Below are 24,371 nucleotides of genomic sequence, written 5' to 3' on the forward strand. Positions count from 1 at the left end.
TCAGCCCCGTTGCCTAGCGGATGTTCGGGTCGAAGGTGAAGATCACCAGCGTGCCCAGAAGGATGGTGAACACCGTGGCGGTGTAGAGCAGGCCCTTCAGCCACAGCCGCGTGTTGGCACGCTCCGCGTAGTCGTTGATGACGGTACGCAGGCCGTTGGCGCCGTGCAGCATCGCCAGCCACAGCATCAGCAGGTCCCAGACCTGCCAGAACGGGGACGCCCAGCGGCCGGCCACGAAGGCGAAGCCGATCTTGGAGACGCCGCCGTCGAGCACCAGCTGGATCAGCAGGTGGCCGATGACGAGGACGACGAGCACGATGCCCGAGAGGCGCATGAAGAGCCACGCGGCCATCTCGAAGTTGCCGCGGGTCGAGCGGGGCGTCTTGCCCGTGCGCTTGCGCGGCGCCTCGATGTAGGGCGCGGGGTTGTCGACGTCGTAGAGGGAAACGCCCTCCACGTCGCCGATGGCCTTGGCGGAAGAAGTGTCAGAAGACATGCGTGTCACTTCCCGAACAGTTCGAGGTAGGCGTGGCCCAGTACGGGGTACAGGGCCCCGACCATCAGCACGACCCAGATGCCCACGACCCACCAGAGCATCGTCTTCTGGTGGCGCGGGCCCTTGGACCAGAAGTCCACGGCGATGACACGGAGACCGTTGAGCGCGTGGAACAGGATGGCGGCGACGAGGCCGTACTCCAGCAGCGCGACGATCGGAGTCTTGTAGGTAGCCACGACATCGTCGTACGCCTCGGGGGAGACGCGGACGAGAGCGGTGTCGAGGACGTGTACGAACAGGAAGAAGAAGATGAGGACGCCGGTGACTCGATGAGCCACCCAGGACCACATTCCTTCCCGGCCGCGGTACAACGTTCCAGCCGGCACGGAAAACCCTCCGGAAGCGGGGCGGGGGCCAGCCGGCTTCTTTGTCGGTCGGGCCCGGCCGGGTACGGTCCACCGGCCCCGGACATCGTAGCGACGAGTTGTCGGTTCCCTCGCGCGGGGTCCGGCTGTGTGATCAAACAGGCACGGACGGGCTATCCCACAGGGGCGAATAGCCCGATTTCAGCCACAGATGCCCCGTCGGGGCAGGTCAGCCGACGCGTCAGTTCCAGCAGCCGGGACTGCGCGACACGCCGCAGCTCGTCCGCGGAGAGCGCCCGCTCCTCGTCCACCTCGTGTCCCATCCGCCGGCGGATCGCCCCGAGCAGCTGGTCGGCCTGCTCCTCCGGCGGGTGCCCGTCCAGGCAGATCACGAAAGCGTGCCCGAACTTCCGTTCGTACTCCGCGTGGGCGGCGTCGAGGGCCAGCAGCGCGGCGTAGGGCGCCCCGTGGTCCAGCTCGGCCGAGTGCTCCGCGGCCAGCGCCTCGCTCAGATCGGCCTGCGAGAGGTCGTACGAGGCCTCGTCCGCGGCGGCGAGCAGGGCGCCCGCGTCCGGGTAGGGGCGGTGCGCCGCCATCCGGTGCGCCCAGCGGCGGCTGCCGCAGCAGTGCAGCAGCACCGCCCGGGCGGCCTCGGCGGACAGGGTGTTGAACCGCGTCAGCCCGGGCTCTGGTCCGGAGTCGGAGCCGCCGCGGGCCTGTGCCGGAAGGTGGCTGGACAGCAGGGGGCTCCTCGGGGCGCGGCGCGGATGTGCCGCAACGCTATCGACGCAGGGCAGGGTGTGTCGTAGCCGGGCGGTGATTTCACGCGGAAGTGAGCCGAAAGGATGACGTGCGCGCCGCGGGCAGGCATGGTGGGATGCCCGAAAGGGGAGGGCGACCGAGGCCGCCACCCCCCACAGGAGAGGCCCCGGCCGCCATCCGTCACGGGCTCGTGCGACAAGCCCGTACCCCTGTCAGCGTCTCGGGTGCGGTTTGTGTCACACCTCGCTCCGCGCAGGATTGGTTGCACGTTGTATCACTCGTGGACGAGCGGTGCTTGAAGGCCGTAACGTGCTGATTTGCGCCACACGTACAGGACAGGTTGGGGACTTTGCTGGGGGACGACGCGGAGCTGACCGCCGCCGTGCTCGCGGCACAGGGCGGCGACGAGAACGCGTTCCGTGCTGTGTACCGCGCCGTGCATCCACGCCTGCTCGGTTACGTACGCACGCTCGTCGGAGACGGCGACGCCGAGGACGTGACCTCCGAGGCCTGGCTGCAGATAGCCCGCGACCTCGACTCCTTCACCGGCGACGCCGACCGCTTCCGCGGCTGGGCCGCCCGGATCGCCCGCAACCGGGCACTGGACCACATACGCATGCGCGGCCGCCGGCCCGCCATCGGCGGCGACGACACCGAGCTGACGGGCTGGGCCGCCGAGTGCGACACCGCCGGCGCGGCGATGGAGTCCCTCGACACCGGGCGCACCATGGCGCTCATCGCCCAGCTGCCCCAGGACCAGGCCGAGGCGGTCGTCCTGAGGGTGGTGGTCGGCCTCGACGCCAAGAGCGCGGCCGAGACCCTGGGCAAGCGGCCCGGCGCCGTACGCACCGCCGCGCACCGCGGGCTGAAGAAGCTCGCGGAACTGCTCGCCGCGCAGGGCGCGGACAGCGGATTCGAGGCCGGACCGGGCACCGGCGCCAAGGCCGGCGTCACGGTCGGCCATAATGCCGATGGCCATGCGTGGGACGGCGGGGGCGGGAGGGATCTCGACGCCGTACCCGCCCAGCGTGGCCGGGGCGGCAGCTACGCGGAACAAACCGGTGTGACGCATTCACGTTGGCGGACGCAGAAGGACATGTGATGGCCGACGAGCGCGACAGGTGGCTGGACGAGGCCGCGGCGGAAGCATTCCTGCGCGGCGGACCGACGGAACCTGTGGGGCCCGCCGCCGACACGCGTGCCGCGATGGAGGCCGCCCGGCTGCGGGCCGCCCTGGACGCCCTGGGCGCGATGGCGGCGCCGGCGCCCCCGGGCGGAGAGCTGCCCGGCGAGAGCGCGGCGTTGGACGCCTACCGCGCGGCGCGCGGCACGGCGCGTCCCGCCGCCGTGCCGTCCCGGCCCGACGGAGCCGACGAACCCGTGGTCGACCTCGGCCGCGTCCTCCCCGTGCCCGGGACCGCACCGGCCCGACGGCGCGCCCGGACCGTGAGCTTCGGCCTGGCCGCCGCCCTCGCCAGTGTCGCCGCCGGCGGACTGGCCGCCGCGGCCGGCGCCGGACTGCTGGACCGGGCCCGGCACGACACCGCGGCGCCCGGACCGGCGACGTCCGTCAGCGCAGGCGAGAGCCCGGTCCCCGGCGTCGGCACCGGCGCCCCGACCCTCACGCCGAAGCTGCTGCCCACCCCGCTGCCGGGCGGCTCGAACCCGCCGTACGCCCCCGCGACCCCGTCGCCGGGCCCGGACGGGCATACGACACCCGGCGCCACGGCGGGCCCCGACGCCTCCACGGGCACCACCACGATCGGCGGCGGCTGGGGCGGGGACGTCCAGGACGACCGCAGCGGTCCCGGCGACCGCGAAGGCGGCCGCGACACCCTGGGCACCGGCGAACTCGGCAAGGACCGCCAGCGCGAGCAGGACAGCCGGCTCAAGGCGGACCTCTGCCAGGAGTACCGCAAGGGCCGGCTCGACGACGCCCGGCGTGAGCGGCTCTCGCGCCTGGCCGACGGACTCCTGCGGATCCCCACCTACTGCGCCTCGGTGCTGGACGGGGAGCGCGACGGCACCAGGCGCCGCGACGCCCCGCAGGGGGGCACGACGCTCCGGGCGCCGTCGATGTCACCGGCCGTCCCGCAGGACTCCGCAGGCCTGGGCACGCGCTGACCCGTACCCGGCCGGCCCGCGCCGAAGACCGGCGCCGAGGACAGCCGCCGAGGACAGCCGCCGAAGACAGCCGCCGAAGACATGTGCCGAAGACATGCGCTGAAACATGTGCTGACCTGCCTGTAACACTTTTCGAACCGGTGGCGCAGTACTAGACGAGCCGACTGGTCATCGGCCGCGCATGAGCCGGGGTTCCCCCCGTACCCCTGGGCTCTGCGCAACCGGCGCGGGCGGGGCACGTTCCCCCGGCCCTGCCCGCGCCCATTACCTCGACCCGGTCAACGGGACAGGCCGTCCCCTTCGTGACACGCCGGCAGGGCGGGTCACGGAAGGGACGGCCTGAGGTGTTTCACCGGCCCGTGGCGGCAGGTGCGGTCGGGGCCCGGATCCCGGGCCCCCGGCATCACGCCCTGCGGGCTCACCAGTAGACGACGACCTTGTCGCCGACCTTCACTTCGTCGAAGAGCTTCGACAGCTTGCCCTTGTCGCGGACGTTCACGCAGCCGTGCGAGGCGCCGTTGTAGCCGCGGGCGGCGAAGTCCGCGGAGTAGTGCACGGCCTGGCCGCCGCTGAAGAACATCGCGTACGGCATCGGCGTGTGGTAGATCGTCGACGTCCAGTCCTTGGCCTTCCAGCCCACGTTGAACACGCCCTCGCGGGTCGGGGTGTTCTCCGAGCCGAAGCGCACGTCCATCGTCGAGACGACCTTGCCGTCGATCATCCAGGCGAGGGTGCGGCTCTCCTTGCTGATGCACATGACGCGGCCCGTCATACAGCGCGGGTCCGGCGCGGCGACCTCGATGGTGGTCGGCGGGCGCAGCTCGTCGGCGGTGGGCTTCTTGCTGGCGCTCTGGATCTTCTTCCAGGTCTTCTCGTCGACGCCGCCGGTCGCGTCCAGGCCGTTCTTCGACTGGAAGGACTTCACCGCGGCCGTGGTCTTCGAGCCGTAGAAGCCGGTCGGTGCCACGGTCATCAGCTTGAGCTGCTTCAGACGGGCCTGGAGCTCGCGGACCTGCTCGCTCTCGTCGCCGTTGGCCATGATCTGCTTCACCGAGGGCGAAGGCGAGGCCGACGGGGAGGCGGAGGCGGAGGCGGAGGCCGAGGCGGAGGCCGACGGGGAGGCGGCCTTGTCGTCGGTGCTCGGGGAGGCTTCGGGGGTGGCGCCCGCCGTGGGCGATGACGGTGCCGCGGAGGAGGAGCCGGCCGACTCCGTCTTCTGCGGACCGCAGGCGGTCGCGGCGAGCGCGACGGCGGTGGCGACCCCGATCGTGCGGATTATGACTCTCTGGCGCTGCATTGCAGTCCCCCGGTTTCTACGTCGTGTATCTAGGTGATGCCTGGCGCGCGCGGAGAGTTGCACAGGGTCCCGGGATGTTGCGCCATTGTGACCAGCAACCGTCCGCGGCCTCACGAGGCGGCGCGCGGGCACGGTTGTACCAGCCCCGCGCCCGGTTGCTCTACGGAGGACTTCGTCACATGGCCAGCACGGAGAGCGGAATCCCGGTCGAACCGGTCTACGGACCGGGCGATCTGACGGAATGGGACCCCGAGGTCCAATTGGGTGCACCTGGGGACTTCCCCTACACCCGAGGGATTTATCCGAACATGTACACCGGCCGGCCGTGGACGATGCGGCAGTACGCCGGCTTCGGCACGGCCACCGAGTCCAACGCCCGCTACCGGCAGCTGATCGCGGGCGGCGGCACCGGGCTGTCCGTCGCCTTCGACCTGCCGACCCAGATGGGCCACGACTCCGACGCACCCCTCGCCCACGGCGAGGTCGGCAAGGTCGGCGTCGCCGTCGACTCGCTCGACGACATGCGCACGCTCCTCGACTCGATCCCCCTCGACCGCGTCTCCACCTCCATGACCATCAACGCGCCCGCCGCGCTGCTCCTGCTGCTCTACCAGCTGGTCGCCGAGGAACAGGGCATCCCGGGCGCGCAGCTGACGGGCACGATCCAGAACGACGTGCTGAAGGAGTACATCGCCCGGGGGACGTACATCTTCCCGCCCGGCCCCTCGCTGCGGCTGACGGCCGACACCTTCCGCTACTGCCGGGCCGAGATCCCCCGCTGGAACACCATCTCCATCTCCGGCTACCACATGGCCGAAGCCGGCGCCTCGCCCGCGCAGGAGGTGGCCTTCACCCTCGCCGACGGCATCGCGTACGTCCGTACGGCCCTCGCGGCCGGCATGGCGGTCGACGAGTTCGCACCCCGGCTCTCCTTCTTCTTCGTCGCCCGCACCACCCTGCTGGAGGAGGTCGCGAAGTTCCGCGCGGCCCGGCGGATCTGGGCCCGCGTCATGCGGGAGGAGTTCGGGGCGCGGGACCCGAAGTCCATGATGCTGCGCTTCCACACCCAGACCGCCGGCGTCCAGCTCACCGCGCAGCAGCCCGAGCTGAACCTCGTACGCGTCGCCGTGCAGGCACTCGCCGCCGTGCTGGGCGGCACCCAGTCGCTGCACACCAACTCCTTCGACGAGGCGATCGCCCTGCCCACGGAGAAGTCGGCCCGCCTCGCACTGCGCACCCAGCAGGTCCTCGCGTACGAAACGGACGTACCGCACACCGTGGACCCCTTCGCCGGGTCGTACGCGGTGGAGCGGATGACGGACGAACTGGAGGCGGCGGCACTGGACCTGATGCGGCGGGTCGAGGAGCACGGGGGAGCCGTTGCCGCGATCGAGGCCGGCTTCCAGAAGGCGGAGATCGAGCGGAACGCCTACCGCATCGCGCGGGAGACCGACAGCGGGGAGCGCGTGGTGGTCGGGGTCAACCGCTTCGCCCTGGAGCGCGAGGAGCCGTACGAGCCGCTGCGCGTGGACCCGGCGATCGAGGAGCGCCAGTGCGCGGCGCTGGCGCGGCTGCGGGCGGAACGCGACGGGGCGGCGGTGGCGGCGGCACTCGGGGCGCTGCGGGAGGCGGCCGCGGGCACGGAGAACGTGCTGTACCCGATGAAGGAGGCCCTGCGCGCGCGGGCGACGGTCGGCGAGGTGTGCGGGGCGCTGCGGGAGGTCTGGGGGACGTACGAGCCCACCGGTTCCACATGGTGAAACAGGGTGGACTGTCAGGTGCGTCCCCATGGGACACTCCTGCCCATGCTGGGTGTCACCGATCTGCCGACGTACCTCGCCGGCCTCGTCCTGATCATTCTGTTGCCGGGACCGAACTCGCTCTACGTGCTGTCCGTCGCCGCCCGCCGCGGTGTGCGCACGGGCTACAAGGCCGCCGCCGGGGTGTTCACCGGCGACGCCGTGCTGATGGCGCTGACCGCCGTGGGCGCCGGGGCCCTGCTCCGGACGAGCCCGCTGGTCTTCACCGTGGTGAAGTTCCTCGGCGCGGGGTACCTGGCCTGGCTGGCCGTCGGGATGATGCGGGGCGCCTGGGCGCTGTGGCGCACGCGCCGGGAGCGGGACGACGCGCGGGCCGCGGGCGCCGCCGACCCGGCCGGCAACGAGCGGCCCTACCGCCGCGCCCTGCTGATCAGCCTCCTCAACCCGAAGGCCATCCTCTTCCTGATGTCCTTCTTCGTGCAGTTCGTGGACCCGTCCTACGCCTACCCGGCGCTGTCCTTCCTGGTCCTCGGCGGGCTGCTGCAGGCCGGCAGCTTCCTCTACCTGACGCTGCTGATATTCGGCGGCACCCGCCTGTCGGAGTCCTTCCGCCGCCGCAAGCGGCTGTCGGCCGGGGCGACGTCGGCGGCAGGCGTGCTGTTCCTGGGCTTCGCGGCCAAGCTCGCCACCGGCTGATGGGCGCGCGAGTTTACCCTCGCGTCAACCCGGTCATGCGTCCAGAGGCGGTGTTTCTTTCCCCTAACGGCATGAACTTTTCGTGATCCCCGGTCAGTTGACCCATCCGTGGGCCTACCCTTCAACGGGTGAACCAGTTGATGTCCCGCGAGTCCCAGACCCTCCAGCCCGTCGTGTCCGACCGGCCCGAGCTGCCCGGCAAACTTCCGGACCACCTGCGCACCGAACTGATCGCCTTCCGCCGGGACTTGCACATGCACCCGGAGCTCGGACACCAGGAATTCCGCACCACCGCGGCGATCAAGGCCAGGCTTGAGAAGGCCGGTCTGCGACCACGGGTCCTGAAGTCCGGCACCGGCCTGATCTGTGACGTGGGCACCTGGGACGGGGGCCGGCCGATGCTGGCCCTGCGCGCGGACATCGACGCCCTGCCCATCCCGGACACCAAGACGCACGTCGCGTACCGCTCGACCGCCCCGGACCGCGCCCACGCCTGCGGGCACGACGTGCACACCGCCGTCGTGCTCGGCGCCGGACTCGTCCTCGCCGAGCTCGACCGGCAGGGGCTCCTGCCCCGGCCCGTACGGCTGCTCTTCCAGCCCGCCGAGGAGGTGCTGCCCGGCGGCGCCACGGACGCCATCGAGTCCGGGGTGCTGGACGGAGTGGGCCGGATCGTCGCCGTCCACTGCGACCCCCGGGTCGACGCCGGCCGGATCGGGCTGCGGCCCGGTCCGATCACCTCCGCCTGCGACCGGCTGGAGGTCACCCTCACCGGATCCGGCGGGCACACCGCCCGACCGCACCTGACCACCGACCTGGTGACGGCCGCCGCCCGCGTGGCCGTCGACGCGCCGGCCCTGCTCGCCCGCCGGATGGACGCCCGCTCGGGCATGTCGGTCACCTGGGGCCGGATCGAGTCCGGACACGCCTGCAACGTGATCCCGATGCACGCCGAGCTGTCCGGAACCGTACGGTGCCTGGACCTCGCCGCCTGGCACGAGGCGCCGGACATGATCCACGCGGCGATCGACGAGATCGCGACCATGCACGGGGCCAAGTTCGAGATCAACCACGTGCGCGGCGTGCCGCCGGTGGTCAACGACCCGGTGATCACGGAACTGCTGCGCGAGGCGATGGGGGCCCGCCGGGGAGCGGAGTCGGTCGAGGACACCGAGCAGAGCCTGGGCGGGGAGGACTTCTCCTGGTACCTGGAGCACGTGCCGGGCGCCATGGCCCGTCTCGGGGTCCGTACGCCGGGCGACACGGCCAAGCGCGATCTGCACCGCGGGGACTTCGACGTGGACGAGGACGCCATCGCCGTGGGGGTCGAGTTCTTCACGGCCGCGGCACTTCTCGACGGCCACCGCACGGGGCGGGGATGAGATCACTGACGGAAGAGGGGCCGGACCGGCGTCCGGCCCCTCCGAGAGGGGGTGGCGCCGTTCCTCCCTACTGCTCGCAGCCCTTCAGAGCCGCGGTGGGGAGGTCATAGGCCCCTCGACGGTCAGATCATCCACTGCTCGTATCCGAGCTTGTAGATGCCTGCGTTCGGGGCACCGGGGCATGTGGCGGACGACGTCTGCCCGTTCTGCTTGCTGTCGCCCCTGATGACGGACTGGGTGCCGTGGGAGTCGATACAGGTCACCTTGACGCGAAAGCGCTGAATAAAGGGAAGCAAGCCCGAACAGCGAGCGTATCCCGTCGCGCCGGACTGCCATGTCGTGCAGTCGATTGCAGCGGCACCCGTGGTGGCCGCTGCTGCGGAAGGCGCGGTAATGAGAGACGCTGCCGCCATTCCGAATCCGATGAGGGTGGCTATCTTCGCCTTGTGCATGTCTTTTCTCCCCGATTTTTGTTGCACGAAGGTTTAGGCGGACTGCACGGTGCCCACGGTCAGGACGCCGACATTGGGGTCGCTCGAGCACGTTGCGCTGGAGGTCTCATTCGTGTGTCTCTTCGGTCCGAGCACGGTGAACGTCTGGCCGCGGTGGTTGATGCAGGTGAGCTTCACCTGGAACGTGTCGGCCCAGGCCATTCCGCTGCAATAAGCAGCTCCGCCCCACGGCGGCCCACCCGTCTTCCACATGTTGCAGCTTGCGTCCTGCGGACCGGGCTTCGCGCCGGAAGCGACGGCTGGAGCTGTTCCAGTGGGGCTTGCGGCGACAGCCGGCGTTCCCACACCCACGGATAAGACGGTCAGCGCCACGGCGCCCAGCTGAACGATCGACTTCTTCTTCATGTCTCCGCTTCTCGTTTGGATTCTTTTCACTCGCCTTGAGGCCGGTCGGCGCAGCAATATTCACGCAGGGTCGATTGCACCCGGAAGGCAGCGCCTCGAGTGAATATCTGACCAACCGAACCCCTTGGCTTGGTCATCAGACATGGAGGAGCGGGGGCAGGTCAATCTCTTTAGCGCGGTGTGGCGTGCCTCACGCCGTGTGCGGGGAGTGGCGATCAAGACAAGCTGACGGAATGACGTCTATTGGCTGAATTTACCTATTGCCAATAAGGCTCATTTGATATACGGAGGGGCGGCTGCGCTTTTCTGGAATTCTGAATTCCAGCCCGAATGATCCCTATTCGAGGTGGGGAGAGGTCGCGTGGGGGTCGATGAGGGAGCAGTCGCCCCCTCGGATGCGTGACGGAAAGTAGCCAAGCGTGCGGTAGCGGTTGCGATGCGCGTCGATCCGATAACGACTCATGAACGGGCCTTTAACTGACATCTACGCGCGTTACGATCGCCGCGACACCAGCGCCGGTCGTGGCGCTTCGGTCAGGTTTTGAAGGAGCCTCCCTTGCGCCGGATCACCAGGATCGCCACCGTGGGCATCGCGTCCGCGGCGCTGGCCCTCTCGGCCACCGCCTGTGGCGGTAAGAAGTCCTCTGACGCCTCCTCCTCCCCCTCGGAGTCGGGTCAGAAGTCCGCAGCCATCGCGTACGACGTTGGTGGCCGCGGCGACCAGTCGTTCAACGACGCCGCCTACGCCGGTCTGAAGAAGGCCGAATCGGACCTGAAGATCAAGAGTGCCGAGGCGGAGCCCACCGACGGCGAGGGCGAGGCCGACAAGGTCCAGCGCCTCACCGAGCTCGCCCGCAAGGGCAACAACCCGGTCATCGGCGTCGGATTCGCCTACGCCCCGGCCATCAAGAAGGTCGCGCCGAAGTTCCCGAACACCACGTTCGGCATCATCGACGACACCCAGGTGACCGGCCCGAACGTCGCCAACATGGTCTTCAACGAGGAGCAGGGCTCCTACCTGGCCGGCGTCGCCGCCGCCAAGGCGTCCAAGACCGGCACGGTCGGCTTCATCGGCGGTGTCGAGGTTCCGCTGATCAAGAAGTTCGAGGCGGGCTTCGTCCAGGGCGTGAAGGACACCAACCCGAACGCCAAGGTGCTCACCCAGTACCTCACCCAGCCGCCGAACATGGAGGGCTTCTCCAAGCCCGACCTGGGCAAGGCCGCCGCGCAGGGCCAGCTCGACGCGGGCGCCGACGTGATCTACGCCGCCGCCGGCCTCGCCGGCTCCGGTGCCATCGAGGCCGCTTCCGCCAAGGGCAAGTGGGCCATCGGCGTCGACTCCGACCAGTACAACCAGGCCGGTCTGGCGAAGTACAAGGACTCCATCCTGACCTCGGTCACCAAGGACGTCTCGGACTCCGTCTTCAACCTGATCAAGTCGGTCGACGACGGCAAGCCCACCACCGGTGAGATCCGCTACGGCCTGGACAAGGACGGCGTCGGCCTGGCCGACTCCAACCCGAAGTACAAGGAGATGACCGACCTCATCGCCGCGGTGGAGAAGGCCAAGGCCGACATCATCGCCAAGAAGATCACGGTCAAGACCGCCCCGTAAGGCAGTCTCTGACCTGTAGTCCTGGTCTGCCGGGGTCCGGGAAGCGGTCGACATCGCTCCCCGGGCCCCGAGGCTCGTTCTGTGATCACTAGTCTGTGACCAAGCAGCCTTCGTGGCCGCGAGTTTTCACTTCCGACAGTGCTACGCGCGTAGAAGCATCGTGGACGCGATACTTTCACTCCCCGCCCTGTCCCCCCTGCCTTCCGCTCCTTTCGCGCCAAGGAGAGTGCGTCATCAACGCGTCCAGCCCGCCCCCCGCCGTAGAACTGCACGGCATCACAAAGCGCTTCCCCGGCGTCGTCGCCAACAAGGACATCGCGATCACCGTCCGTAAGGGCACGGTCCACGCCCTCATCGGTGAGAACGGCGCCGGCAAGTCGACCCTGATGAAGATCCTCTACGGCATGCAGAAGCCGGACGAGGGCACCATCGCCATCGACGGGGAACAGGTCGCCTTCAACACGCCCGGCGACGCCATCGCCCGCGGCATCGGCATGGTGCACCAGCACTTCATGCTCGCCGACAACCTCACCGTCCTGGAGAACGTCGTTCTCGGCGGCGAGAAGCTGTACGGCATCGGCGCCAAGGCGCGTAAGAAGATCATGGAGATCTCGGACGCGTACGGTCTCGGCGTGCGGCCCGACGCCCTCGTCGAGGACCTCGGCGTCGCCGACCGCCAGCGCGTGGAGATCCTCAAGGTCCTCTACCGCGGCGCGAAGATCCTCATCCTCGACGAGCCGACCGCCGTGCTCGTGCCGCAGGAGGTGGACGCGCTCTTCGACAACCTGCGCGAGCTCAAGTCCGAGGGCCTGACCGTCATCTTCATCTCGCACAAGCTGGGCGAGGTGCTGAAGGTCGCCGACGACATCACCGTCATCCGGCGCGGCACCACGGTCGGCACCGCCGACCCGAAGACCGCCACCCCCAAGCAGCTCGCCGAGCTGATGGTCGGTGCGGAGCTGCCCTCGCCCGAGACCCGCGAGTCGACCGTCACGGACGTCCCGATGCTCCAGGTGAGCGGACTGACCGTCGCCGCCGGCGACGCCGTCGTCGCCGAGCCGGAGGTCCTGGCCCCCGCGGGCGTCCCGGACTCCGCGACCGTCGAGAAGGCCGAGGCCGGCCGCCTCCTCCTGGACGACGTCAGCCTCACCATCCACAAGGGCGAGATCCTCGGTATCGCGGGCGTCGAGGGCAACGGCCAGACGGAGCTGATCGAGGCCCTGATGGGCATGATGACCCCCGACGCGGGCGTGATCACCCTCGACGGCGCGGACATCACCAAGACCTCGGTGCGCAAGCGCCGCGAGGGCGGCATCGGCTACATCCCCGAGGACCGCCACCGCCACGGCCTGCTGCTGGAGTCACCGCTCTGGGAGAACCGCATCCTCGGCCACGTCACCGAGGCGCCCAACTCCAAGAAGGGCATCCTCGACCCGAAGGCGGCCCGCAAGGACACCGAGCGGATCGTGCGCGAGTACGACGTGCGCACGCCCGGCATCGACGTCACCGCGGCCTCGCTCTCCGGAGGCAACCAGCAGAAGCTGATCGTCGGCCGCGAGATGAGCCACAACCCGAAGTTCCTCATCGCCGCCCACCCCACCCGCGGTGTGGACGTCGGCGCGCAGGCGCAGATCTGGGACGCCATCCGGGAAGCCCGCCGCGAGGGCCTGGCCGTGCTGCTGATCTCCGCCGACCTGGACGAGCTCATCGGCCTGTCCGACACCCTGCGCGTGATCTACCGCGGCCGCCTGGTCGCGGACGCCGACCCGGCGACCGTCACCCCCGAGGAGCTGGGCACCGCGATGACGGGCGCCGCCACGGGGCACCTGGAAGCAACCGACAACCACTCCGCCGCTGCCGACGGTGACACGACGGAGGACGAGGCCCGATGAAGACATTCGACAAGGACCGGCTGATGCTCGCCATCGCCGGGCCCCTGCTCGCGCTGGTCAGCGCCTTCGTGCTGACCATGATCGTGCTGGCGGCGACGGGCATCAACCCGATCGAGCCGCTGCGCATCATGGTCGAGAACGGCGGCTACGAGGACGTCCAGATCCTCATCGTCAACCAGACCGGCACGTACTACCTGGCAGCCCTGGCCGTCGCCATCGGCTTCCGGATGAACCTCTTCAACATCGGCGTCGACGGCCAGTACCGCCTCGCCGCGATGATCTCCGCGCTGGTCGGCACGGCCGTAACGCTGCCCGGCCCGCTGCACATCCTGGTGATCGTCGTCGTCGCGATGCTGACCGGTGCCTTCTGGTCCGGTATCGCGGGTGTCCTGAAGGCCAAGCGAGGCGTCAGCGAGGTCGTCTCGACGATCATGCTCAACGCCATCGCCACCAGCCTCATCGCCTGGCTGATCCTTCCGAAGAACCTCGGCGTGCAGGTGGAGGGCTCCAACGACCTCACCACCGGTGAGATCGCCGAGTCCGGCTGGTTCCCGGCCGTCTCCATGGGCGACTCGGGGGAGATCTACGGCTTCACCTTCATCGCCTTCGCCCTCGGCGTCGTCTACTGGTTCGTGCTCAACCGCACCCGCTTCGGCTTCGACCTGCGCGCCAGCGGCGCCAGCGAGTCCGCCGCGGCGGCCTCCGGCGTCGACTCCAAGAAGATGATCATCACCGCGATGCTCATCTCCGGTGCCGTCGCCGGCCTGTCCGGCATGCCGGTGCTGCTGGGCGAGACCCACACGTACAACCTCGGCTTCCCCGTGGGCGTCGGCTTCACCGGCATCACCATCGCCCTGCTCGGCCGCAACAGCCCCGTCGGCATGCTCTTCGCCGCCCTCCTGATGGCCTTCATCGACAAGGCGTCCGCCGGCCTCGACACGGAGGGTTACGCCAGGGAGATCGGCACGATCATGAAGGGCCTGATCGTGATCGCCGTCGTCGTCTCCTACGAGCTGATCCGCCGCTACGGCATCCGCCGTCAGCAGCAGAAGGTCGGCGAGGAGCTGGCCGCGGGCCACGCCATGAAGACCGAGAAGGAGGCCGCGGCGTGAGCGCCAGCACCGTTTCCACGAAGAAGGCGGCGCCCGCCCCGGGCGGCCGCAAGAAGCTCACCCTGCCCTGGATCCTGCTGATCATCGCGGGCGGCCTCGCGCTCGTCTCGCTGGTCCGTGTGATCTCCGGGGCCAACGACCTCACCTCCGTCGGCCAGGTCTCCGGCGCCCTCTCCCTCGCCGTGCCGATCGGCCTGGCCGGTCTCGGCGGCCTGTGGGCCGAGCGCGCGGGCGTCGTCAACATCGGTCTCGAAGGCATGATGATCCTCGGCACCTGGTTCGGTGCCTGGGCCGGCTACCAGTGGGGCCCCTGGACCGGTGTGCTCGTCGGCATCGTCGGCGGCGCCGTCGGCGGCCTGCTGCACGCGATCATCACGGTCACGTTCAACGTCAACCACATCGTCTCGGGTGTGGCCATCAACATCCTGGCGCTGGGCTTCACCCAGTACCTGTCGAACTTCACGTTCGCCGAGGCCCCGGGCGGCTCCTCCAAGCAGTCCCCGCAGGTCGAGCCGATCACCAAGATCACCATTCCGGGCCTCTCGGACTGGATGGCCGACCTCCAGGCCCAGCACTGGTTCTTCGTCTCGGACCTCGCCGGCGTCATCGGCGGCCTGATCACCGAGATCTCGCTGCTGACCATCGTGGCCCTGCTGCTGATCCCCGCCACCTGGTGGGTGCTGTGGCGGACGTCCTTCGGTCTGCGCCTGCGCTCCTGCGGTGAGAACCCGATCGCCGCCGAGTCCCTCGGCGTCAACGTCTACAAGTACAAGTACATCGCCGTGGTCGTCTCCGGCGCCCTCGCCGGCCTCGGCGGCGTGTACCTGTGCGAGGTCGCCAGCCCCATCTACCAGGAGGGCCAGACCGGCGGCCGCGGCTACATCGGCCTCGCCGCGATGATCTTCGGCAACTGGATGCCGGGCGGCATGGCGCTGGGCGCGGGCCTGTTCGGCTTCATCGACAGCCTCAAGCTGCGCGGTGGCGCCGAGAACGTCCACGCGATGCTGCTGCTGATCGCGATCCTGCTGGTCATCGTCTGCGTCTGGCAGCTCTACAAGAAGAAGTACATCCAGGCCGGCATCTCGGCGGCCTTCGCCGCGCTGCTGTTCGTCTGGTACGCGACGACGGACCAGGTGCCGAGCCAGTTCGTCGACGCGGCCCCGTACCTGACCACGCTGCTCGTGCTCGCCCTGTCGGCGCAGCGCCTGCGGATGCCCAAGGCGGACGGCATGCCGTACCGCAAGGGCCAGGGCAAGTGACCGCGGAGCACGCGGTGGACTGGGAAGCCCTGCGGACGTACGCCCGGGAAGCGATGACCCGGGCGTACGCTCCCTACTCGGGCTTCCCGGTCGGGGTCGCGGCCCTCGTGGACGACGGCCGCATCGTGACCGGCTGCAACGTCGAGAACGCCAGCTACGGGCTGGGCCTGTGCGCCGAGTGCGGACTGGTCTCCTCCCTCCAGGCCACGGGCGGCGGCCGCCTCACGCACTTCACCTGCGTGGACGGCAAGGGCGAGATCCTCGTCCCGTGCGGGCGCTGCCGCCAGCTGCTCTACGAGTTCGGCGGCGACGAGCTGCTGGTGGAGACCCCGGACGGGATCCTGCCGCTCGCGGCGATGCTGCCGCAGGCCTTCGGACCCGACCACCTGAGATAGCCGTGCCGACGGCCCTTCGCCCCTGCCGGGCGGAGGGCCGTCGTACTTCCGTTCGCACTTCCCCTTCCCGAACCCCTCTCCCTCTCTCTATGCGCGTAGAAAGAAGCACCACATGGACGTCATCTCCGTCATCCGGACCAAGCGGGACCGCGGTGAGCTGAGCCCCGAGCAGATCGACTGGGTCATCGACGCCTACACCCGCGGCGTCGTGGCCGACGAGCAGATGTCCGCGCTGGCGATGGCCATCCTGCTCAACGGCATGAACCGCACCGAGATCGCCCGCTGGACGGCGGCGATGATCGCCTCCGGCGAGCGCATGAACTTCGACGCGCTGTCCCGTCCCACCGCCGACAAGCACTCCACGGGCGGCGTCGGCGACAAGATCACCCTCCCGCTGGCCCCGCTCGTCGCCGCGTGCGGCGCCGCCGTGCCGCAGCTGTCGGGCCGCGGCCTCGGCCACACCGGCGGCACCCTCGACAAGCTGGAGTCCATCCCCGGCTGGCGCGCACTGCTTTCCAACGAGGAGATGATGCACGTCCTCGACACCACCGGCGCGGTCATCTGCGCGGCGGGCGACGGCCTGGCCCCGGCCGACAAGAAGCTGTACGCGCTGCGCGACGTCACCGGCACGGTCGAGGCGATCCCGCTGATCGCCTCCTCGATCATGTCGAAGAAGATCGCCGAGGGCACGGGCTCGCTCGTCCTGGACGTCAAGGTCGGCTCCGGCGCCTTCATGAAGAACATCGAGGACGCTCGCGAGCTGGCCCGCACCATGGTCGGCCTCGGCACCGACTCGGGCGTCAAGACCGTCGCGCTCCTCACGGACATGTCCACCCCGCTCGGCCTGACCGCCGGCAACGCCCTCGAAGTCCGCGAGTCGGTCGAGGTCCTGGCGGGCGGCGGCCCCGCCGACGTCGTCGAGCTGACCATCGCGCTGGCCAAGGAGATGCTGGACGCGGCGGGCATCAAGGACGCCGACCCGGCGAAGGCCCTGGCCGACGGCTCCGCGATGGACCACTGGCGCCGGATGATCGCGGCCCAGGGCGGCGACCCGGACGCGGCCCTCCCGGTCGCACGCGAGCAGCACGTCGTCACCGCCCCCGAGTCGGGCGTCCTGACCCGCCTGGACGCGTACGGCGTGGGTGTCGGCGCCTGGCGCCTCGGTGCGGGCCGCGCCCGCAAGGAGGACCCGGTGCAGGCGGGCGCCGGCATCGAGCTGCACGCGAAGCCGGGCGACACCGTCACGGCCGGCCAGCCGCTGATGACCCTGCACACGGACACCCCGGAGAAGTTCGACTACGCCCTGGCGGCGCTGGACGGCTCCTTCGACATCGCCGCGGCCGGTACGGCCTTCGCCGCCACGCCGATCGTCCTGGACCGCATCGCCTGACCTGCGGCTTCCCTTTCGGGTGAACGGGACCGGTGGACCCCCGCCGGTCCCGTTCGGCATGCTGGGATCGGTGACGAACCGATTGAGGAGCACACCATGAGCGCACTCACCGTCCAGCAGGAGCCGCAGGGCGGCGACAGCTGGGAGGGCCTCGTCCGCCTCTGGGAGGAGACGGACTGGCCCGAGGGCTGCAGGGTGGAGATCATCGAGGGGATCATCACCGTGGCACCACCGCCCGTCAACCACCACAACTACATTGCCGTCAAAGTGCAGCGGGCTCTGATGTCCGTGCTGCCGGAGGACTGCGAGATCTACCAGACCCTCAATGTGGCCGTACCCTCCCGCAGCGGGCTGTTCATCCCGGACCTGGTCGTGGCCCCCGACGATGTGGTTCTGGAGGACGCCAATTACGTTGCGGGAACCGCTGCCGAACTAGTCGTCGAGATCACCTCGAAGTCGAACGCGGCCAACGACCGCGTCGCCAAGCTCCACGGTTACGCTGCCGCAGGCATTCCGTTCTACCTGCTCATCGACCCGCACGCGACTGGAGAACCTGCCATCCACCTGTACGGCGAGCCTGCGAACGGCACCTACCGCCTGTTGTGGTCGGGCAAGTTCGGCGAGACCGTCAAGCTTCCGGAGCCCTTCGGCGTGGCGATCGACACCTCCGCCTTCCCCCGCCCCTGACCTCGCAGCCGCAGCCGCAGCCACCGCAGGGTCCGGTCCGCCGATGAGTTCCGGCGGGGCCGGGAGTCATCACCTCGTGAAGACCACCCGACTCGCGCTGCCCGGACCCGCCCCGACCGCACGCGACGCCGCAGCGCTGTGCGCGCACCTGGCCCGTCTGTACGAGGACGGGGCGCGCGCGGTCGAGTGCGACGCCCGCGCCGTCACCGCTCCGGGGCTCGCCCACGTGGACGCCCTGGCACGGCTGCGGCTGACCGCGCGGGGGCGGCCGCTGCGGGTGACCGGTGCCGGCCCGGCCCTACGCGCCCTGCTGGACCTCGTAGGACTCGTCGAGCTGCTCGGGGAGGCCGAAGAGCGGGAACCACCGGGCCGTGTCGAGGAAGGCGTTGAGGCCGACGATCCGGCCCTCTGAGACCTCCAGCACCTGAAGCGCCCACGGGGTGTGCCCGGGCCCCCCGTCCTCGCGCGGCCGGTACTGGCCGAAGGCCGGCATGCCGTTCGCCGTCGTCGGGATCAGGCGGGAGCCCTTGCAGCCGATGCCCTGGTTGAGGTGCCAGGCCGCGATGTCCTCCTTGCCCTGCAGCCACAGGTCGAACGGCGGCATGGACAGGACGGCGTCCTCGTGCAGGAGCGTCGTCAGGCGCGAGATGTCGTAGGACTCGAAGGCGGCGAGGTACTGCTCAAGCAGCTTCGCCTGCTCCGCGTCGAGCGGGTCGGCCGGCTCGCTCTCGCGCAGCCGCTGCCCGGCGAGCGTGGCCCGCGCCCGCTGGAGCGCGCTGTTCACCGACGCCACCGTGGTGTCCAGCAGTTGTGCGACCTCGTCCGCCTTCCAGGCCAGTACCTCGCGCAGGATCAGCACCGCGCGCTGCTTGGGCGGCAGGTGCTGGAGCGCCGCGACGAATGCGAGCCGTACGGACTCCTTCGCGAGCGCCGTCTCGGCCGGGTCCGCGGTCTGCGGCAGCACCCGGCCGTCCGGGACGGGCTCCAGCCAGGTCACCTCGGGCCGCTGGTTGAGCACGGCGGACGACTGGTGCTGCGGGGCGGTCAGGTCCATCGGGCGGGCCCGCTTGTTCCCGGCGTTCAGCAGGTCCAGGCAGACGTTGGTGGCGATCCGGTACAGCCACGAGCGCAGCGAGGAGCGGCCCTCGAACTTCTCGTGGCTGCGCCAGGCGCGGATGTAGGTGTCCTGTACCGCGTCCTCGGCGTCGAAGGCGGAGCCGAGCATCCGGTAGCAGTAGCCGGTGAGCTCGACCCGGTACCGGTCCATCGCCGCATCGAGGTCGGTGCTGGTGGTGGCGAGGTCACTCATGTCGGTCCATCCCCCTGACGTACGTGGCTACTTCGGAACCTACCGGAGGGGTGTGACAACGGCAGCCCGAAGCCAGGAGCGCCCCAGGTCTATCGACATCAAGTATCTTGACGTCAAGATTGATGTGCGGCAGGCTTCCTCCTGTATCTCGATGTCGAGATACTTCGGCGACGGGCGGGGAGGCCACGAATGCGGCGCGGCGGGGAGATGGGGAAGAAGCGGCGGCAGGGCGAACGGGAACCCGGCCTGCTCGCCCAGCTGCGCCGGCCGCCCGGCGGCCGCGACGCGCGGATCATGCTCCTCGCCCAGCTCCTGGACCGTGCCGGCACCGGCGTCTGGGCCGCCGCCTGCGTCCTCTACTTCACCTTCGTGGTCGGCCTCGACGCCGGGCAGGTCGGCATCCTGCTCGGAGCCTCCGGGGTGGCCGGCATCGCCGGGTCACCCCTGGCCGGCCACCTGGCCGACCGCTTCCCCGTACGCTCCCTGCTGATCGGCGCCCACCTGCTGCGCCTGGTCACCCTCTGCCTGCTGCTCGTCGTCACCGACTTCGCGCTGCTGCTCCCGGTGGTGGCCGTCACCCATCTGGGAGACCGCGCGGCCAAGACGCTGGAGATGCTGTTCGCCACCCGGGTCGCCGGCGAGCGGCGCGCCACCTACCAGGCGCTGTCGCGCAGTTCGGCGAACGCCGGCTACGCGCTCGGCGCGGGCCTGGCCGCCATCGGCCTCGCCGTCGGCACCCGCGGCGCCTACCACGTGCTCATCCTGGCCAACGCGCTGTCGTTCCTGGTGGCCGCCGCCCTGGTCTGGCGCACCCGGGAGCCGCGCGGCCGCGGACTCCTCACCGCCCCCTCACCCGCACCCGCACCGTCACCCGCACCCGCACCCGCCGCCACCACCGAGGACCCGGCCCCGTCGGCGGGGCGGAGCCCCTGGCGGGACCGCGGCTACCTCCGCTTCGTCCTGCTGGACATCCCGATGAACCTCGACGACTCGATCCTCGGCATCGGCATCCCGCTGTGGCTGGTCAGCCACACCACCGCGCCGCACGAGCTCATCCCGGCCTTCCTGGTCGTCAACACCGTGCTCGTCGTCGTCCTCCAGCTGCGGGTGTCGGCGAAGGTCCAGGGCCCCCGCCAGGCGGCGGGCGCCGTCGCCCTCTACGGGATCACCATCCTCCTGTGCTGCGTCCTGCTGGCCGCCTCCACCGGCGGCGGTGTCTGGACCGCGTCGGCCGCCCTGCTCGCCGCGTCGGTGCTGGTCACCGCGGCCGAGCTGATGCGCTCGGTGAGCTCCTGGGAGCTCGCCGTCTCCCTCGCGCCCCGCGAGGCGCGCGCCTCCTACCTCGGCGTCGCCGGCATGGCCCAGTCCGTGCAGAAGTCCGCCGGGCCGCTGCTGCTCACCGGTGCGGTGATGGCCGCGGGCCCGGCGGGCTGGCTGGCCCTCGGGGCGGCCGTGGCGGGCCTGTCCCTCGTACAACGCCGGGCCAGCCTGAGGCGGTTGGACAGCCTGGCCGCATCCCCCGCGCCGGCCGCGGCCCCCGCCGGCGCGCCCGCCTGATCGACGACGCACCAGGGCGTGTTGCGAAAGTCCCGCACCGCCCTGCGGGCGGACGGCGCCACTTTCGCAACACGCCCTACGTCCCCGGCTTGCGCCCGTACACGTAGACGTCCTCGCCCCTCGCCAGCAGCTGCCAGTAGGCCTTCGCGTCGGCGGGCCGCATGTTCACGCAGCCGCCCGAACCGGGCGGGTTCCACATGCTCTTGGCCGTCGAGTGGAAGGCGATGCCGCCGTCGAAGAACTGCGCGTACGGCATCGACACGTCGTAGAGCGTCGACCAGTGGTCGACGCTGCGGTGGTAGATCCTCTTCGACCCGGTCCGCGTCTCCGTACCGTCCTTGCCCGTGCGGACCGGGACGGGGCCGTACCGCAGGACAGGGCCGTCCTGGATCCAGCTCAGCTGCCGCGTCAGGTCCACGCAGGCGATCCGCCCCCGGTCCACCGGGCAGTCACCGGTCCTGTTCGGTGTGCCGCCCGCGGCCCGCTGGGCCAGCATCGTGCTCATCACGCGCCACGTCAGCGGCCCCGCATAGCCCTGGGCCGGGCTGATCCCGTGATCCGACTGGAACGCCCGGACGGCCGTGCAGTCGGCCGCCGACTGCCTCCCGTCCACGGGCCGCCCCAGGAACTTCTCCACCTGGCGCTGGTAGGGCCCGGTGGACGGGGTGCAGGAGGCGGCCTCTGCCGTACCGCCCCCCGCGACCGCCACCAGCGGCAGCGCCAGCGCCACCGCCCCGCCCCACACCGCCGCGCGCCGGCCCGCCCGCCCGCGCGCACTTCGCGTCCCCATCCGGTCCTCCCCTGCTCACCGCACTTCGTTCTCCGTGATCAATGCCCGGAAAACGAGCAGGGGTTGCCTCCGGCGGAAGCGAAGTCCCGTCAGCGCGCGCCCGCCGCGGAAGCCGGTATGCGCCGTTGCGCGCGGGCGGCGTGCGTCCCGTACAGGGTGATCGACACGACGCCGAGCACCGCGAGCAGCGCGACACCGACCGTCGCCGCCCAGCCGGCCTGGTGGTAGGCGAGGGCGCCGAGGGTGCCGCCCGCGCTCGAACCGAGGTAGTACGCCGACTGGTACAGCGCGGAAGCCTGCGCGCGCCCCGTCTTCGCGGTCCGGCTCACCGCGGCCGAGGCCACCGCGTGCCCCGCGAAGAAGCCCGCCGTGATCAGGACCAGCCCGAGCACCACCGCCACCAGGGAGTCCGAAAGCGACAGCAGCAGCCCCAGCGCCGTGGTGGTCACGGCCAGGTACAGCGCGCCGCGCCGCCCGGCACGGCCCACCAGCCGGCCCGCGGCCGCGGAGGAGACCGTGCCGACCAGGTAGATCAGGAAGATCGACCCGATCACGCCCTGTCCGAGCGAGAACGGCTCGTCCACCAGCCGGTAGCCGATCACCGTGTAGACCGCGCCGAACACCGTCATGAACAGCGCGCCGATCCCGTACAGCCGCAGCAGCAGCGGGTCGCGCAGGTGGCCGGCGACGGTACGGCCCACCGCGCGCGGGTTCAGCGACGCCGGGCGGAAGAACCGCGCCCGCGGCAGCAGCACCAGGAAGGCCGCCGCACAGACCAGCGCCATCACGGCGACGGCCGCCAGACCGGCCCGCCAGCCGCCCAGCTGCGCCGCCCAGCCGGTGACGAGGCGGCCGCTCATGCCGCCGACGGAGTTCCCCGCCACGAACAGGCCGATCGCGGCCACCAGCGCCCGGCGCTCGACCTCCTCCGCCAGGTACGCCATCGCGGAGGCCGGGATGCCGGCGATGGCCGCACCCTGCACGGCGCGCAGCACCACCAGCCACTCCAGGTTCGGCGCGAGCGGGACGAGGAGCGCCACGCCGACGGCGACCGCCATCGACCAGGTCATCATCCGGGTACGGCCGAACCGCTCGGACAGGGCGCTCAGCGGGAGCACGAACAGCGCGAGCGCGCCGGTCGCCGCGGACACCGTCCAGCTGGCCTGGCCCGCCGTCACGCCGAGGTCGGCGGAGATCGCGGGCAGCAGCGCCTGGGTGGCGTAGAGGAGGGTGAAGGCCGCCAGTCCGGCGGCGAAGAGCGCCAGGCTCATCCGGCGGTAGCCGGGCCGGCCGGGGGAGAGGGGCTCCGGTGCGGTGGCCGGTGCGGGGGACGACGCGGTGGAGGCACCCGGGATGGCGGGTGCCCCGGTATGAACGGGAGGCATGCCTTCGACGGTAGGCCGATGCTTTTCATGCGTCCAATGCACAGAATCGCGATAATCGATCCACCACAGCATCAGTCCAGGTCAGGATCGCGGATGTCGACGAACCGTTACGTAGAAGACATGGCAGTGACACGTCTGCTGGCTCCCCGGCTGGCGCATTTCGTCGCCGTCGCCCGGCACGAGCACGTCACCCGCGCCGCCCAGGAACTCGGCGTACCGCAGTCCACCCTGTCCCGGGCCATGGTCCGCCTCGAACAGGACCTGGGCGTCACGCTGTTCGCCCGCAAGGGCCGCACCGTCGCCCTCACCACGGCGGGCCGTACCTTCCTGGCCTCCGCCGAGCAGGCCCTCGAAGGCATCGCCCACGCCGCCGAGTCCGTCCAGCAGGACGCCGACCCGGCCTACGGCAAGGTCGCCTTCGGCTTCCTGCACACCCTCGGCTCCGAGACCGTGCCCGGCCTCATCCGCGCCTTCCGCGCCGACCACCCGCGCGTGCGCTTCTCCCTCGTCCAGAACTACGGCGAGGCCATGCTGGAGAAGCTGCGCGCCGGCGAACTCGACCTCTGCCTCACCTCACCGGTCCCCGACGCCCCGGACCTCGTGGCCCGCCGCCTCGACGAGCAGCGGCTGCGGCTGGTCGTCCCCGACGACCACCGCCTCGCGGGCCGCAAACGCATCCGCCTCGCCGAGGCCGCGGAGGAAACCTTCGTCACCCTGGAGGCCGGCTACGGCCTGCGCCGCATCACCGACGACCTGTGCGCGGAAGCCGGCTTCACCCCGCGCGTCGCCTTCGAGGGCGAGGAGGCCGAGACGCTGCGCGGCCTCGTCGCCGCCGGCCTCGGCGTGGCCCTGCTGCCCCCGCCGGCCGTGCCCCGCCCCGGGGTCGTCGAGCTGAACGTCACCGCTCCGCGCGCCGTCCGCGAGATCGGCGTCGCCTGGCTCGACGGCCACCCCGACACCCCGCCGGTCGCCGAGTTCAAACGCTTCCTGATCTCCCGCCGCGGCCGCCTCATCCCGGAACTGGAACACCCCACGGCGCAGGAGGAGCGCCACGCCGAAAACTAGTGGCCGGCCAGGCACTGGAACACCCCGCGGCGCAGGAGGAGCGCCGCCCCGAAATGCAGTGGCCGACCACGTGCTCCTACCAGCAGGATCAGAGGGTTGGCGGGAGTCAGGGGGAAGCTGTTTGGACGTGTTCGTGTGCGCCGGGTGCGGTACGGAGCTGACGGCCCCGGTCTCCC

Annotated in this window: 24 protein-coding genes; 15 read left to right on the forward strand and 9 right to left on the reverse strand. The window is 70.6% G+C overall.

Annotated features, from left to right (window positions below; genetic code table 11):
- Positions 1 to 13 precede the first annotated feature (13 nt).
- The 3 genes from BSL84_RS20615 to BSL84_RS20625 all read right to left on the reverse strand — a co-directional run bounded on the left by BSL84_RS20615 (position 14) and on the right by BSL84_RS20625 (position 1,601).
- Positions 14 to 496 (reverse strand): succinate dehydrogenase hydrophobic membrane anchor subunit, encoded by a 483-nt coding sequence (locus BSL84_RS20615; RefSeq protein ID WP_030027687.1) that lies wholly within the window; start codon positions 494 to 496, stop codon positions 14 to 16.
- Positions 497 to 501: 5 nt separating this feature from the next.
- On the reverse strand, positions 502 to 882 hold the full coding sequence (sdhC, locus tag BSL84_RS20620) for a succinate dehydrogenase, cytochrome b556 subunit (protein WP_075970878.1): 381 nt from the start codon (positions 880 to 882) through the stop codon (positions 502 to 504).
- Positions 883 to 1,034: 152 nt separating this feature from the next.
- Positions 1,035 to 1,601 carry a 2-oxo-4-hydroxy-4-carboxy-5-ureidoimidazoline decarboxylase gene (locus BSL84_RS20625; protein WP_420711206.1) on the reverse strand — a complete coding sequence of 189 codons (567 nt, stop codon included), beginning with the start codon at positions 1,599 to 1,601 and terminating at the stop codon, positions 1,035 to 1,037.
- Between the two features lie 371 nt (positions 1,602 to 1,972).
- Here BSL84_RS20625 and BSL84_RS20630 point away from each other — a divergent pair, with 371 nt between their 5' ends.
- Both BSL84_RS20630 and BSL84_RS20635 read left to right on the forward strand, forming a co-directional pair.
- Entirely contained in the window at positions 1,973 to 2,725 is a 753-nt protein-coding gene (locus BSL84_RS20630) for an RNA polymerase sigma factor (protein ID WP_030027690.1), read from the forward strand.
- The gene (locus BSL84_RS20635) at positions 2,725 to 3,747 is read left to right on the forward strand and encodes a hypothetical protein (protein ID WP_052680652.1); all 1,023 of its coding nucleotides are present in this window, start codon (positions 2,725 to 2,727) and stop codon (positions 3,745 to 3,747) included. The genes BSL84_RS20630 and BSL84_RS20635 overlap by 1 nt, the downstream gene beginning before the upstream one ends.
- Before the next feature lie 418 nt (positions 3,748 to 4,165).
- Here BSL84_RS20635 and BSL84_RS20640 read toward each other — a convergent pair whose 3' ends face one another.
- Positions 4,166 to 5,044 (reverse strand): L,D-transpeptidase family protein, encoded by an 879-nt coding sequence (locus tag BSL84_RS20640; RefSeq protein ID WP_075970879.1) that lies wholly within the window; start codon positions 5,042 to 5,044, stop codon positions 4,166 to 4,168.
- Positions 5,045 to 5,223: 179 nt separating this feature from the next.
- Between BSL84_RS20640 and BSL84_RS20645 the strand changes: the two genes are divergently transcribed.
- The 3 genes from BSL84_RS20645 (at position 5,224) to BSL84_RS20655 (ending at position 8,882) form a co-directional block, all read left to right on the forward strand.
- Positions 5,224 to 6,804 (forward strand): acyl-CoA mutase large subunit family protein, encoded by a 1,581-nt coding sequence (locus tag BSL84_RS20645; RefSeq protein WP_075970880.1) that lies wholly within the window; start codon positions 5,224 to 5,226, stop codon positions 6,802 to 6,804.
- 45 nt (positions 6,805 to 6,849) lie between these two features.
- Entirely contained in the window at positions 6,850 to 7,500 is a 651-nt protein-coding gene (gene leuE / locus BSL84_RS20650) for a leucine efflux protein LeuE (RefSeq protein ID WP_030027193.1), read from the forward strand.
- Positions 7,501 to 7,640: 140 nt separating this feature from the next.
- The gene (locus BSL84_RS20655) at positions 7,641 to 8,882 is read left to right on the forward strand and encodes an amidohydrolase (protein WP_075970881.1); all 1,242 of its coding nucleotides are present in this window, start codon (positions 7,641 to 7,643) and stop codon (positions 8,880 to 8,882) included.
- A 122-nt stretch (positions 8,883 to 9,004) separates the two neighbouring features.
- Here the strand turns inward: BSL84_RS20655 and BSL84_RS20660 are convergent, their stop codons facing one another.
- A complete protein-coding gene (locus tag BSL84_RS20660; RefSeq protein WP_075970882.1) occupies positions 9,005 to 9,334 on the reverse strand; it encodes a hypothetical protein in 330 nt (109 codons plus the stop codon).
- A gap of 33 nt (positions 9,335 to 9,367) precedes the next feature.
- Positions 9,368 to 9,739: a hypothetical protein gene (locus tag BSL84_RS36165; protein ID WP_159393538.1), complete on the reverse strand. Its 372-nt coding sequence runs from the start codon at positions 9,737 to 9,739 to the stop codon at positions 9,368 to 9,370.
- 556 nt (positions 9,740 to 10,295) lie between these two features.
- Between BSL84_RS36165 and BSL84_RS20665 the strand changes: the two genes are divergently transcribed.
- From BSL84_RS20665 to BSL84_RS20700, 8 genes are all read left to right on the forward strand, one after another.
- A complete protein-coding gene (locus BSL84_RS20665) occupies positions 10,296 to 11,354 on the forward strand; it encodes a BMP family lipoprotein (RefSeq protein ID WP_075970883.1) in 1,059 nt (352 codons plus the stop codon).
- A 233-nt stretch (positions 11,355 to 11,587) separates the two neighbouring features.
- Positions 11,588 to 13,246 (forward strand): ABC transporter ATP-binding protein, encoded by a 1,659-nt coding sequence (locus BSL84_RS20670; RefSeq protein ID WP_075972165.1) that lies wholly within the window; start codon positions 11,588 to 11,590, stop codon positions 13,244 to 13,246.
- Complete coding sequence (locus BSL84_RS20675; RefSeq protein WP_030027198.1) at positions 13,243 to 14,358, forward strand: ABC transporter permease; 1,116 nt, start codon at positions 13,243 to 13,245, stop codon at positions 14,356 to 14,358. The genes BSL84_RS20670 and BSL84_RS20675 overlap by 4 nt, the downstream gene beginning before the upstream one ends.
- Positions 14,355 to 15,617, forward strand: coding sequence for an ABC transporter permease (locus tag BSL84_RS20680; protein WP_075970884.1), 1,263 nt, complete (start codon positions 14,355 to 14,357; stop codon positions 15,615 to 15,617). The genes BSL84_RS20675 and BSL84_RS20680 overlap by 4 nt, the downstream gene beginning before the upstream one ends.
- Entirely contained in the window at positions 15,614 to 16,012 is a 399-nt protein-coding gene (locus tag BSL84_RS20685; protein WP_075970885.1) for a cytidine deaminase, read from the forward strand. The genes BSL84_RS20680 and BSL84_RS20685 overlap by 4 nt, the downstream gene beginning before the upstream one ends.
- A gap of 112 nt (positions 16,013 to 16,124) precedes the next feature.
- On the forward strand, positions 16,125 to 17,402 hold the full coding sequence (locus BSL84_RS20690; RefSeq protein WP_030027201.1) for a thymidine phosphorylase: 1,278 nt from the start codon (positions 16,125 to 16,127) through the stop codon (positions 17,400 to 17,402).
- Between the two features lie 96 nt (positions 17,403 to 17,498).
- Positions 17,499 to 18,089: a Uma2 family endonuclease gene (locus BSL84_RS20695; RefSeq protein ID WP_030027202.1), complete on the forward strand. Its 591-nt coding sequence runs from the start codon at positions 17,499 to 17,501 to the stop codon at positions 18,087 to 18,089.
- A gap of 76 nt (positions 18,090 to 18,165) precedes the next feature.
- Positions 18,166 to 18,501: an STAS domain-containing protein gene (locus tag BSL84_RS20700; protein WP_075970886.1), complete on the forward strand. Its 336-nt coding sequence runs from the start codon at positions 18,166 to 18,168 to the stop codon at positions 18,499 to 18,501.
- On the opposite strand, the gene BSL84_RS20705 is transcribed toward BSL84_RS20700, so the two are convergent.
- Positions 18,388 to 19,398: a sigma-70 family RNA polymerase sigma factor gene (locus tag BSL84_RS20705; RefSeq protein WP_030027203.1), complete on the reverse strand. Its 1,011-nt coding sequence runs from the start codon at positions 19,396 to 19,398 to the stop codon at positions 18,388 to 18,390. The two genes, BSL84_RS20700 and BSL84_RS20705, sit on opposite strands and share 114 nt — an antisense overlap.
- Before the next feature lie 189 nt (positions 19,399 to 19,587).
- Here BSL84_RS20705 and BSL84_RS20710 point away from each other — a divergent pair, with 189 nt between their 5' ends.
- A complete protein-coding gene (locus BSL84_RS20710) occupies positions 19,588 to 20,955 on the forward strand; it encodes an MFS transporter (RefSeq protein ID WP_234363488.1) in 1,368 nt (455 codons plus the stop codon).
- A 76-nt stretch (positions 20,956 to 21,031) separates the two neighbouring features.
- On the opposite strand, the gene BSL84_RS20715 is transcribed toward BSL84_RS20710, so the two are convergent.
- Positions 21,032 to 21,745 carry a L,D-transpeptidase family protein gene (locus tag BSL84_RS20715; protein WP_045323125.1) on the reverse strand — a complete coding sequence of 238 codons (714 nt, stop codon included), beginning with the start codon at positions 21,743 to 21,745 and terminating at the stop codon, positions 21,032 to 21,034.
- A gap of 89 nt (positions 21,746 to 21,834) precedes the next feature.
- Complete coding sequence (locus BSL84_RS20720; protein ID WP_075970887.1) at positions 21,835 to 23,130, reverse strand: MFS transporter; 1,296 nt, start codon at positions 23,128 to 23,130, stop codon at positions 21,835 to 21,837.
- A gap of 120 nt (positions 23,131 to 23,250) precedes the next feature.
- On the opposite strand from BSL84_RS20720, the gene BSL84_RS20725 reads away from it, so the two are divergent.
- Positions 23,251 to 24,195 (forward strand): LysR family transcriptional regulator, encoded by a 945-nt coding sequence (locus BSL84_RS20725; protein WP_030030888.1) that lies wholly within the window; start codon positions 23,251 to 23,253, stop codon positions 24,193 to 24,195.
- Positions 24,196 to 24,371: the final 176 nt, after the last annotated feature.

This window comes from Streptomyces sp. TN58 (assembly GCF_001941845.1).
Taxonomy (GTDB): domain Bacteria; phylum Actinomycetota; class Actinomycetes; order Streptomycetales; family Streptomycetaceae; genus Streptomyces.